This window comes from Gemmatimonadales bacterium (assembly GCA_019637315.1).
Classification (GTDB): Bacteria; Gemmatimonadota; Gemmatimonadetes; order Gemmatimonadales; family GWC2-71-9; genus SHZU01.
The window spans coordinates 1-12,032 of the sequence record JAHBVU010000023.1; the positions used below are offsets into that span (position 1 = coordinate 1).

The window sequence follows — 12,032 nt, forward strand, 5'->3', positions numbered from 1 at the left end:
GTGAATGGCTGCCCGGCTGGGTGGCGCGCGGCTGGAAGCGCAAAGCCGGTCCGATCGAGAATCTCGAGCTTTGGCGCTCGCTCCATTCGGCCCTGACGCTGCACGACACGCAGCTGGTCTGGGTGCGGGGGCATGCGGGGCATCTCAAGAACGAATTCGTCAATGACCTGGCCATCCGGGCGGCCCGAGAGCAAATCGCCACCAAGGGCGCCGTCGAGTCGACCCTGCCCGAGTGGCTTGCTGCGCAACGCGAGAAAGGCCGCTACCTGGAGTCCGATCCGGACGCCTCGTACGCGGTGCTGGAGCAGCGGGTGGCCGCGGGAGAACGGTTTGCCATGTCGTTGGACGAGCGCGCCGTGAGCGCGGCCGCAGGAGATCGGTGATGCCCGACCTGGAACGCTTCGTGAAGCGATTGCTGGAGACCCTCCGGGCCCGTCACCCCGCCGGCGCCCAGCGACCCTTCACCGTTGCCGAGCTGCGCGACGCCATCCTGCCGTATCGGATGCATCGCTCGGCGCTCAAGCTGTCGAGCAACGAGGACTACGAGCTGCTGGTTCTCCGCCTGACCGCCGAGGAGGGCGGCTACGCGCGGACCACGCCGCCGGATGCGGCAGAGCGGGCCCGTGAGGAGGTCGCGTCGCCGGTGCCGGACCTCGATCTGCTCGACCTGCTGGGAGACACCACACTCCAGCTGGCCCCGGGCCTGACCGATCGACTCGCGGCCGCCGAGTCTGCGGAGCAAGCCCAGACGGCTGCTCGGGAGGCGCCGGTTACTGGGCTCGTGGCTCCGGTGGACTTCGTCCGCTCGGCCGCCGAGGATGAAGTCCCGGTCGAACCTGCCGCCGATGCGGAGCGAGCTGAGCCCGCCAGTGCTGACTCGTCGGACCCCGCCGGCGACGAGGAGGACGCCGAGAGCGACACTCTCGAGCTGTCTCTCGAAGGTCCCGTCGCGCCCGAGGCCACGGCTGCTGCGCCGGTTGCCGGCGTCAGGCCGCCACCCGAGCCGTTCGAGCCGCTGGCCGACAGCGTCTCAGTCGACGGCGTGACGGCCACCTCCTCCGGCGAACAGGTCTGCACCTCCTGTGAGACGGCCCTCCCGACCGATCGACCGCTCGCGTTCTGTCCGTTCTGCGGTGAGCGCGTCGGGGTCCGCCGTTGCCGCCGCTGCGGCAGCGAGATGGAGCCGGAATGGCGATATTGCGGGGCATGTGGAGAGGCCCATGTCCGGTAACCTGACCCCGGATCCGCGCGCCCCGGGCAACCGGGTTCCGGCAACCATCGATCGTGCCACGCTGGACAAGATCATTCAGCGGGCTGCCGAGTTGCAGACCGGCGAGCGAGAGGTGGGCGACCACCTCACGCCCGACGAAGTGCTGGCACTCGGCAAGGACGTCGGCATCCCGACCAAGTATCTCCAGCAGGCCATGCTGGAGCATCAGGCGGCAGCAACCGTGGCGCCCGATCAGTCGTTCACCGGTCGGCTGGTCGGTCCGGCCGACCTGCAGGCCCAGCGCGTGGTCCAAGGCGACTCCGCCGATGTGCTCGAGGCCTTGCTCCGCTGGATGGAAAAGAACGAGCTGATGGTGGTGCAGCGGCAGCAGGCGGGTTGGATCAGCTGGGAGCCGCTGCGCGGTATGCAAGCCGCGATTCGGCGGGGTGCGGCGTCGCTCGACACCAGCAAGCCCAAGTTCATGCTCTCGCGCGCCGAGGTCGTGGTGGCCACGGTGACCGGGCTGGAACGCGGCTACACCCATGTGACCCTGAGTGCCCGGCTGCGGTCGGTGCGGCGGGATCACGTCATCGGTGCGTCGGTGGCGACCGGGTTGGGCATCGGCGGCACCGCGATCCTTGCGGCGCTGGGCGCGATGAGCCTGGTCGCGGCCCTGCCGGTCGGGCTTGGACTCCTGATCAGCAGCGTCGTTGTACGCAGCTATCCGCCCATCGTGGAGCGGGTCCAGCTCGGCCTCGAGCGGGCCCTCGATTTCCTGGAGCGGGGCGGAGTCAAACCGGCGCACGAGCTGCCGAAGCGCGCCCCGGGAATCATGGACCTGCTGGCCAACGAGGTCAGGCGGGCATTGACGTCAGGTGAGCAACACAAGGACAAACGGTCATGAGCGGTGTGAAGATCGAATCGGTCGGGGTGGTCGGCGGCGGCTTGATGGGCAGCGGGATTGCCCAGGTCTCGGCTGTTGCGGGCCTTCCGACCGTGATCCGGGATGTGGGCGAGGCGCAGCTCGCGAAGTCGCGCGCGGCCATCGAAGGGTCGCTTGCCAAGCTGGTCGAGAAAGGCAAAGTCTCGGCCGAGCAGCGCGACGGCGCTCTGGGCCGCCTTCGCTTCACCACCGATCTCGATGCCGTTGCCGGCAACGACCTCGTGATCGAGGCGATCTTCGAGGATCTCGAGGTCAAGAACGCGCTCTGGCGTGATCTCGACGGACGGGCGCCGGCCACGTCGATCTTCGCGACCAACACCTCGAGTCTCACGGTTGCGGCCATGGCGGCCGTTACCAAGCGTCCGACCCAGTTCGTCGGCCTTCACTTCTTCAGCCCGGTGCCGCTGATGGCGCTGGTCGAAGTCGTTCGGACGGTCACGACCTCGCCGGCTGTTTTCGATGCGGCGTTTGCCTGGGCCCGCCGGATCGGGAAAGAGCCGATTGCTGCGAAAGACAGCGCCGGCTTCGTCGTCAATCTGCTGCTGATTCCCTACATGCTCGATGCGGTGCGGGCCCTGGAGCACGGCGTGGCGTCGGTCGAGGATCTCGACAAGGCCATGAAGCTCGGCTGCAACCACCCGATGGGTCCGCTGACCCTGGCCGACTTTACCGGGCTCGACGTCTGCTACAACGCGGCAGAGATTCTCTTCAAGGAGTTCCGCGAAACCCGCTATGCTCCGCCGCCGCTCCTCAAGCGCCTGGTGCTGCTCGGTCACCTCGGTCGTAAGACGGGGCGCGGCTTCTACGATTACTCCGTCAACCCGCCGGCGCCGGCGAACCTCGGTATCTGATGCGGCCGAGGCTGGCGGTGGCGCTGCTGGTGGCGGCCGGGGTGGCAGTCGGTTGCCGCGCAACGACGGGGCGACCCTACTTCGATCCGTTTCCCGAGGCCGAGCATGTCGAGATCGGGTTCGGGTTGATCGACCGCACCGCGACCGTGATGCAGATTACCGACACGGTGCTCGCCTACCTGGAGGCGGACAGCATTCCCTTTGCCAAGGTGCGCCGGTTCGACGGCTATCTCGAATCGGCCTGGCTCGATGCAGAAACGCTGCGTCCGGTCGGTCGCCGCCCGCTGGGCAGCAACACGGTCCGGGTCCGGGTCTGGATCAACCCAACCATGCCGGGCTACGCCCAGGTCGAGGCCGAGACGAGCTACAACACCATGGCCGATCCGTCGCGCCCGTCCCGCGAGCTCGAAGCGCCGGTCGACCTGATTCATCCGGTCAACCGCCGGGTTGGCGAAGTGCTCAAGCGGCTCAGCGCGCGGTACGGCGCGCCGACCGACTCGGTCGCCACGCCGCCACCCGGCACGCCGTCTCCAGGCGCGCAGCCGCCCGCGCGGCCCGACACCGCTGCGCGCGATACCACCGCTCGGCCCGCACCGGCGCCGGACTCGGCAGGATCGGAGGCGACCCGTCGCCTCGCTCCGCTGACGTTGCATCCCCACGTCTGACCTCAGCGTGGATACTCCGACCTTTACTGGCATCTGGCGCACCGACGACCGCGCCCGGGCTGCCTACTCCGAGGGCGCCGGGATCTATCGCGTCATTCCCCACGCCGTTGCCGTGCCTTCGACGACGGCAGCGCTGATCGACCTGGTCCGCTGGGCCAGCGAGCACGGCGTGCCGCTGGTGCCGCGCGGCGCCGGGAGCGGAATGTCCGGCGGAAACGTTGGCTCCGGTGTTGCGCTCGACCTGACCGCGCTCGATGGCGCGCCGATCAGCGTCGATCCGGTCCGCTGCCTCGCGACCACCGGAGCGGCGGTGCGGCTCGGCGACCTGCGCGAAGCGGCGGCCCGGCATGGGCTGCGCATGCCGGTCGATCCTTCCAGCGAGCGCTGGGTCACCGCCGGCGGTGCGATCGGCACCAACGCCGCCGGTAGCCGGACGGTCAAGTACGGCCCGGTCCGCCGCTGGGTTCAGGGCCTCACGCTGGTCACGGCCGACGGTGATACTCTCGAGCTGGAGCGTGGCAACCCGGCCCCCCGGTGCGCGCTGGTCGAGCGGATCGATGGGATGCTGGCCGATACGCTCCGCCTGGCCCGCTGGCGGGTTGCCTCGAGCTTTCCCAAGGTGCGCAAGAACACCGCCGGGTATGGCCTCGACTCGTTTCTCGAGTCCGGCGACCTGCTCGACCTGATCATCGGCGCCGAAGGCACCCTGGGTATCGTCACCGAAGTCGTCTGGCGCCTCGAGCCGATTCCTCCGCATCGAGTCGGGCTCCGGGCGGCGTTGCGCGATCCTCGGCGGATTTCCCACACCATTCCGGCGCTGCTGGAGCTGGCGCCGAGCCGACTCGAGTTTCTCGACGGCACCTTCATTCGCTTTGTCGACGATGCGATTCGTGCGGTGCCCCGCGGTGACCGGCTGGCCGGCGCCGCCGCGATCTTCATGGTCGAGTTCGAGGGCAGCGATGCCGCGACGCTCGCCGGCGATCTCGAGCGGGCGGTCGGCATCCTGCGGCCCGAGAGCCTCGAGGTCGCGGTGGGCGAAGATGACGCGGAGGTCGAGTCGCTCTGGTCGATTCGGCATGCGGCCAGTCCCAAGCTGGCCTCGCTCGGTGAGCAATTCCGGACCATGCAAGTCATCGAGGACGGCTGCGTTCCGGTAGCTCGCCTGGGCGAGTACCTCGAGGCGGTCGCGGCCATTGCGATCCGGCGCGAAGTACCGGTGGTGCTTTTTGGTCATGCCGGTGACGGCAACGTGCACGCCAACCTGCTGCCCGATGTGACCAAGGACGGCTGGGAGCAGCGGGTCCGCGCCGTCTACGACGACGTGATGCAGCTCGTGGTGGCGCTGGGCGGGAGCCCGAGCGGCGAGCACGGCGACGGCCGCCTCCGCGCCGGTCTGACCGAGCGCGTCTATGGCTTCGAGGTCAGCCAGATCTTCCGGCAGATCAAGCGGGCCTTCGATCCGGTGGGTATCCTCAACCCGGGCATCAAGCTTGGCGACGGCATCGACCCGCTGCAATCGCTCAAAGTCGGCAGCTCCGCAGCTCCGATTCCCAGCGATGTCGAGGCGGGTTTGCGTCGCCTCGAACGGCAGGCGGGGTACTCCTGCTCCCGCCTGGCGCTGGCCGACGACCCGTTGGGCGTACCGTTGAGCTGAATCCCGATCCCGTAAGAGCTTTCGTCACAATACCGAGGGGCGAACCTCGGGCTTGGCAGGGATTGCGTCAAATCATGACCGACTTTATCGTATATAGATTCTCGCAAGAGAATGAAATCCGTTTTCATCTACAAAACCCTATTCGAGTGGCATGTCGGCAGACGCGCCATCGATTCCGCAGGAGCAGCAACGCAATGATCAACCCTGGCAGGATCCGCGCGGGCGCCGTCGCCTTTGCATTCAGTCTGACCCTCGCCTCACAGGTACTCGCGCAGAGCGAGCCGGCCAAGAGCAGGGATACGACCAGAACCACAGACCTGCAGGACGTCGTCGTCATCGGAACCCGGGAGCAGGCGCGCCTCGCGACCGGCTCAGCCTATGTCATCCGGTCCGAAGAGCTGCGGCAGTTCGAGTTCACCAACGTGCACAGCATTCTGCGCAGCGTACCTGGCGTCTACCTCCGCGAAGAAGACGGCCTGGGCACCTTTCCTCGGATCGGCATTCGGGCCTCGTCCTCGGGGCGAAGCGATCGGATCTCGATTCTGGAAGACGGCATTCCCGCCGCCATGGCACCCTACGCCAACACCTCGGCCTACTATTTCCCGGCCGTCGGTCGCATGAGCAGTGTCGAAGTGCTGAAGGGGCCTGAGATTCTGCGGTACGGGCCGCAGACGACCTCCGGCGCGATCAATCTGCTGTCGACCCCGATTCCCGAGAGCCCAACCGGGTTCGTCAACGTCGAACTCGGCGCCTGGGACACCCGCAAGGTCCACACCTGGGCCGGCGGAACCTTGGGCCAGTTCGGTTTCCTCGTCGAAGCCTATCCGCACCGCACCGACGGATTCCAGCGGATCGATCGATCGACCCGAACGGCCGGCAACGACATCGCGGACTATCTGCTCAAACTGCGATGGAAGAGTGACGCCGCCGCGTCGGTTCAGCAGCAGCTCGATCTCAAGCTCCTGCACGGCACGGAGTACGCCGACGTCTCCTATCTTGGCCTGACCGACGCCGACTTCCGTCGGAATCCGGATCGCCGCTATGGCTTGAGCGAGCTCGAGCGGATGAACCGCGGCAGGAAGTCGGCGAGTCTCCAGTATCGGATCGGCTTTGCACCCGGGATTACGCTGGTCACGACTGGTTACTACACCGATACCCACCGCGACTATACTCGGCTCAATCAGATCAACGGCGTCGGTATCGGCGGGTCCGGGGTGACCTCGCAGATCAACAACGGCGGCGCCAACGCCGCGCTGCTGCAAGGCATCCTCGACGGTACCGCGAACACCACCCACGCCAACGGCGTGCGTTACGGCAACAACTACCAGAACTTCATTGCCAAAGGAGTTCAGCTCGAGGCCCGAACCGCCTTTACCACGGGCACGGTTGCCCACGAGCTGGTCGGCGGCATCCGGCGGCACGAGGACGAAAGTCGCAACACGGCAACCGAAACCAATCTGATCTACGACCAGGTCAACGGCAGCCTCGTGTTCCGCGGGGCGGCGACTGCCACGCCTAACGAGGGGTATGCCAAGGCAACCGCCTTCTGGTTGGCGGATCGGATTCGGATTGGCGACCTCGCCCTGCTGCCGCTGCTGCGCCACGAGCGAATCAGCAGCCGCGCCGATGTTGCGGTTCCGACCAGCGCCAGGAATCGACTCGAGAAGACGACGCTCGGGCTCGGCGTCAACTACGAAATCGGCCCGCAATGGACGGTCCTGGCCGGTGTGCATCAGGGCTTTGCGCCTCCCGGATCGGGAGCCATCGAAGGCAGTCGCGGCGAGGAAAGCACCAACTTCGAAGGCGGCTTCCGCTTTCGACGGGCGGCGTACGGTCTCGACCTGATCGGCTTCTACAGCGATTACGACAACGCGCTGCGCAACTGCCTCGTCGCAAACCCCTGCGCAGATGGCGCGATCCTGGGCGTGCAGCAGGACGGTGCCAAGCAGGTGTATGGCGTCGAGCTGGGTTTCTCGGGTAACTTGGTCGACCGGAACGAATGGCGGCTCCCGGTCCGCTTGGCATATACCTACACCGAGGGCAAGTACACCCGCGGTGCCGATGTGGCCAACGGGGTGCAGCAGGGCGACGTGCTCGACTATACCCCGAAGCACATCGGCAGACTGGTTGCCGGTGTCGAACATAGCGCCGGCCTCGCCCTGAACCTGGGCCTCAACTACGCGGGCAGCACCTGCACCACGACGACCTGCGAGCGGCCGGGAGTGGACAGTCGGTTCCTGGTGACCGAGTCACTGGTCACGCTCGATCTGTCGGCCTCGTATGCGTTGACGTCGTCGATCGATCTCTACGCCCGCGGGGAAAATCTGCTCGATGAGCGGCGTATCTCGCATCGGGGGTCCGATGGCGCTCGGGGAAATCCGGGCCGCTACTTCGGCACCGGATTGCGGGTGCACTTCTAAGCGCAGCACAGCACTCTCGCGCCCCGGTTGGGCGTGAGGGTGCCGCCCCCCTCGAGGCTCGGGAAGTCATCGCCCCTCCGCAGGGCTCATACCGGCTGTAGATTTGCCTTGCCCCGGGCCCGGGGAGATTGCGTCCCGTGCCGTTTGTCACCCGCCCTGCTGTCCCATGCGGAGCTTGAGCCGATGCTCGCTTTGTTCGTCGCCCACGTGCTCGTTGCGACTCCTTCCGTCATCGTGGCGCAGGCTGCGGTGCAGGACACGGCCCGCCGCCCCACGGCCGGTCTCCCGCTCCAGGCTGGAACCAGGACGTTCCGACTCAACACCGCGCGGGGCACCTGGATCTCCCTCGACATCACACCCGACGGGCGCACCCTGGTTTTCGATCTCCTGGGTGATCTCTACACCCTGCCGATTGCCGGCGGTCGCGCCACCAGGCTGACCAGCGACCTGGCCTTCGATGCGCAGCCAAGAATCAGTCCCGACGGCAAGCGCGTTGCCTTTGTCTCTGATCGCAGCGGGTCGGATCATGTCTGGATCATGTCGCTCGACGGTCGCGATACTGTCCAGCTAACCCGGGGCAATCTTCAGGGCGTTGCCTCTCCCGAGTGGACCCCCGATGGCTCGGCCATCGTGGTGACGAGGTCCGGCGGCGGCCCCGGTCAGGCCAAGCTCTGGCTCCACCACGTCTCCGGTGGCAGCGGGGTGCAGCTGATTCGCGAGCCTGCGCAGCTATTCACGCTCGGCGCGGCATTCGGGCCGGACTCGCGCTACGTCTGGCACACCTTCCGCAACGGCGGCTTCAGCTACGACGCCCGCTTCCCGATCTATCAGATCGCGGTCTACGATCGTGAAGCAGGTACGCAGACCGTGATGACCAACCGCCAGGGATCGGCGTTTCGACCCACCCTGTCTCCTGACGGCAAGTGGCTGGCCTACGGCACCCGCTACAAGGCAGAGACGGGCCTGCGACTGCGGGAGCTGGCCACCGGCAACGAACGCTGGCTGGCCTATCCGGTTCAGCGCGACGACCAGGAAGGGTCGTCGTCGCTCGATGTCTTGCCAGGCTTCACCTTCACGCCCGACTCACGCGATGTCATCGCTTCCTACGGCGGCGAGATCTGGCGGATACCGGTGGCCGGCGGCGCCGCGTCGAAGATTCCGTTCCAGGTCGACGAGAACATCACGATTGGCCCCGAGGTCAAGTTTGCCTATCGGGTCGACAGTGGCGCCGTTCAGGTCCGGCAGATTCGCGACGCCGTGCCCTCACCGGACGGGACTCGCCTCGCCTTCTCGGCGCTCGGCCGGGTCTATGTGATGGACTATCCGAACGGCACGCCGAGACGTGTGTCGAACCTGGCGGAAGGAGAGCACTACCCGGTCTGGTCGCCTGACGGCGCGTCGCTCGCGTTTGTGACCTGGAACGATCGCGATGGCGGCCACGTCTACCGGGTGCCGGTGCGGGGCGCCGGCTCGGCTCAGCGGCTGACCCGGGTACCGGCTCGCTATGCGCAGCTGGCATGGTCGCCTGATGGGCAACGGATCGTAGCCGTGCGGGCGGCTGCCCGCGACATGCAGGAAACGCTCGAGCGCTTCGTGGCGGGTCTGGGTGCGGAGTTTGTCTGGATTCCCGCGACCGGTGGCGAGGTGTCGGTTATCGCGCCGACCGGTGGAAAGCAGGCTCCCCATTTCAGCAGTGCGCCCGAGCGGATCTACTCATACAGCGCGGCTGACGGCCTGGTATCGATGCGTTGGGACGGCACCGATCTCAAGGCGCATCTCAAGGTCACCGGATCGACCCCTCCGGGAGGGACGACGCCGCCCCCGGCCGGTCTGATCCTGATGTCGCCCTCGGGCGACCGCGCCCTGGCCCAGGTCGGCAGCGACCTCTACGTGGTGACCGTGCCGATGGTTGGCGGTCAGGTGCCGACCGTGTCGGTTGCCGACCCGGCCAACGCGGCGTTTCCGGTCCGCAAGCTGACCGATATCGGCGGCGAGTTCCCGGTCTGGGAGGCCAACGGCAACGCAGTCCGCTGGTCGGTGGGCAATGCCCACCTCCGCTTCGATCTGACCCGGGCGCAAGCACTGGATGACAGCCTGCGGACGGCCCGGAACATTCCGGCTGACACGACCCGACGTGAGCGCCCGCGCTACCGTCCGGACGAAACCCGGGTCAGAATCACCGCACCGCGCGACGTGCCGCAGCAGCATCTCGTGCTGCGGGGTGCCCGGGTGGTGACCATGCGCGGCAACGAAGTCGTCGAGAACGCCGACATCGTGATTCGGAACGACCGGATCGTGTCGGTCGGCCCTCGGGGAAGCGTGCCGGCCGGGGCTCGCGTCATCGAGCTCAGCGGCAAGACGATCGTCCCGGGGTTCATCGATGCGCACGCGCACTTTCGTCACTCCCCCGGCGTTCACTTCGGTCAGATGTGGGCCTATCTCGCCAACCTGGCGTACGGAGTGACCACGGCGCGTGACCCCCAGACCGCCACGACGGACGTGCTCACCTACAGCGACCTCGTGGAAACGGGTGCGATGATCGGGCCGCGGATCTACTCGACCGGACCCGGCGTATTTCTCGGTGAGGGAATTCGCAGCCTCGATCATGCCCGCGACGTGATGCGCCGCTACAGCCAGTACTACGATACCAAGACGCTCAAGATGTACATGAGCGGCAACCGGCAGCAGCGGCAGTGGATTATCATGGCGGCGCGGGAGCTCGAGCTGATGCCGACCACCGAAGGCGGCATCGACTACGCCCTCGAGATCACCCACGCGCTCGATGGTTACTCCGGCATCGAGCATTCGCTGCCGGTGTACCCGATCTTCGAAGACGTGGTCGAGCTGTTCAAACACAGCGGCACCGTGAACGTGCCGACACTCGTGGTGGCCTACGGCGGTCCCTGGGCGGAGAACTACTACTACGCTACGGAGCGAGTGGCCGATGATCCCAAGCTGATGCGATTCCTCCCCGCGGCCGAACTCGATGCCCGGGCGCGGCGCCGTGGCGGCAACCCCGGTACGGCAGGCTGGGTGCACCCCGATGAGCACATCTTCGCCAAGCACGCCGAGTTTGCCAAGGCGCTGGTGGAGGCGGGGGGAAAGATCGGAGTTGGCGGGCATGGCCAGCTGCAGGGCCTGGCCTATCACTGGGAGCTCTGGTCGATCCAGGCGGGCGGGATGTCACGGCACGACGCCTTGCGAACGGCCACGATACTTGGTGCGCAAGCCATCGGGCTCGAGACGGATCTCGGCTCGCTGGAGCCCGGCAAGCTGGCCGACCTGGTGGTGCTCGATGCCAACCCGCTCGACGACATCCGACACTCGAAGGCAGTGTACCAGGTGATGCGCGGCGGCAAACTCTACGACGGTAACACCCTCGATCAAATCACCCCAACGGCGCGGCCGCTGCCGGCGCAATGGTGGCGGGAGTACGAGCCGGGGTCGGAGCCGGGATATCGCCGCAGTCGCTGAGACGAATGCCCAGTCTAGCGGCCCAGCGGGGCTGGCGTCAGGACGGCCAGACCCGCAGCCCCAGTCGGGCCGCATTCGAGCGGATTCGTGAGTCCAGCGTCACGAGTTCGAGTCGAGACTCCGCGCTGCGAAGCTCCATTGCGGTGGCCAGGTGAATCGCATCGAGCGTCCGAATCGGTTCCACCGGGAATGGCTGACCAGAGCGTGCCAGCACCGATGGGCTGATCTCGTACCGTAACCAATGTGACGCCGCATGGTTCAGGGTTTCCCGAAGGGTCGCCGTATCGGAGCCCGAGAGCACGCCGCCAGCCTGGAGACGGGCCAAGGCCCGCTCGCATTCAACCAGGGTGAGCCGCGAGGCAAAGATGACGCGCGCCTGGGACAGTAAAGCTCGTACGGCGCTACCATCTGCCTCGCCGAGGAGCCAAGCGAGGACCGCGCTCGACTCGGCGTACAGGATCATCGCTCGCCGCGCAGCTCGTCGATGAGCTGGCGTGCCGTGCCTTCCGGCGCCCGCAGGGGCTGAATCGGATACGCTTCAGGCGTGTTCGGAAGTCCGACCGACACATGCTCGCGAATCAGCATCGTCAGGGCAACGGGCAAGGCGCCGTCCAGACCGTCGGCGACGGGTTGCCGCAACTCGGCAATGACCTGCCCGCGATCGGTGATCAGGACCCGTTCCCCCCGTTTGACTGCGCGCAGGTACTCGCTGAGCCGGTTCTTCAGTTCTCGAACGCCGACGGCTTTCATGCCATCAATGTAGCTACATGACGCCACATCGGCTATACCTCGATCGCGCGCCGTGTCTTGGGTGC

The 12,032-nt window shown here is 66.9% G+C and carries 10 protein-coding genes; 8 read left to right on the top strand and 2 right to left on the bottom strand.

Features of this window, described 5'->3' with window-relative positions; all coding sequences use genetic code 11:
- The 8 genes from KF785_15780 to KF785_15815 all read left to right on the top strand — a co-directional run.
- Positions 1-383 (top strand): hypothetical protein (locus tag KF785_15780; GenBank protein MBX3148223.1); only part of this gene is annotated, 383 nt, incomplete at its 5' end.
- Positions 383-1,231: a zinc ribbon domain-containing protein gene (locus KF785_15785; protein ID MBX3148224.1), complete on the top strand. Its 849-nt coding sequence runs from the start codon at positions 383-385 to the stop codon at positions 1,229-1,231. The genes KF785_15780 and KF785_15785, both read left to right, overlap by 1 nt.
- Positions 1,221-2,114 (top strand): hypothetical protein, encoded by an 894-nt coding sequence (locus KF785_15790; protein MBX3148225.1) that lies wholly within the window; start codon positions 1,221-1,223, stop codon positions 2,112-2,114. Before KF785_15785 ends, KF785_15790 begins: the two co-directional genes overlap by 11 nt.
- Positions 2,111-3,004 (top strand): 3-hydroxybutyryl-CoA dehydrogenase, encoded by an 894-nt coding sequence (locus KF785_15795; GenBank protein MBX3148226.1) that lies wholly within the window; start codon positions 2,111-2,113, stop codon positions 3,002-3,004. Before KF785_15790 ends, KF785_15795 begins: the two co-directional genes overlap by 4 nt.
- Positions 3,004-3,669 carry a hypothetical protein gene (locus KF785_15800; protein MBX3148227.1) on the top strand — a complete coding sequence of 222 codons (666 nt, stop codon included), beginning with the start codon at positions 3,004-3,006 and terminating at the stop codon, positions 3,667-3,669. Before KF785_15795 ends, KF785_15800 begins: the two co-directional genes overlap by 1 nt.
- 7 nt (positions 3,670-3,676) lie before the next feature.
- Positions 3,677-5,323 (top strand): FAD-binding oxidoreductase, encoded by a 1,647-nt coding sequence (locus KF785_15805; GenBank protein ID MBX3148228.1) that lies wholly within the window; start codon positions 3,677-3,679, stop codon positions 5,321-5,323.
- Between the two features lie 194 nt (positions 5,324-5,517).
- Positions 5,518-7,743: a TonB-dependent receptor gene (locus KF785_15810; GenBank protein MBX3148229.1), complete on the top strand. Its 2,226-nt coding sequence runs from the start codon at positions 5,518-5,520 to the stop codon at positions 7,741-7,743.
- Positions 7,744-7,926: 183 nt separating this feature from the next.
- Positions 7,927-11,217, top strand: a complete 3,291-nt coding sequence (locus tag KF785_15815) for a PD40 domain-containing protein (GenBank protein MBX3148230.1) — start codon at positions 7,927-7,929, stop codon at positions 11,215-11,217.
- 37 nt (positions 11,218-11,254) lie between these two features.
- Here the strand turns inward: KF785_15815 and KF785_15820 are convergent, their stop codons facing one another.
- Positions 11,255-11,680: a type II toxin-antitoxin system VapC family toxin gene (locus KF785_15820; protein MBX3148231.1), complete on the bottom strand. Its 426-nt coding sequence runs from the start codon at positions 11,678-11,680 to the stop codon at positions 11,255-11,257.
- A complete protein-coding gene (locus KF785_15825) occupies positions 11,677-11,967 on the bottom strand; it encodes a type II toxin-antitoxin system prevent-host-death family antitoxin (GenBank protein MBX3148232.1) in 291 nt (96 codons plus the stop codon). The genes KF785_15820 and KF785_15825 overlap by 4 nt, the downstream gene beginning before the upstream one ends.
- Positions 11,968-12,032 lie beyond the last annotated feature (65 nt).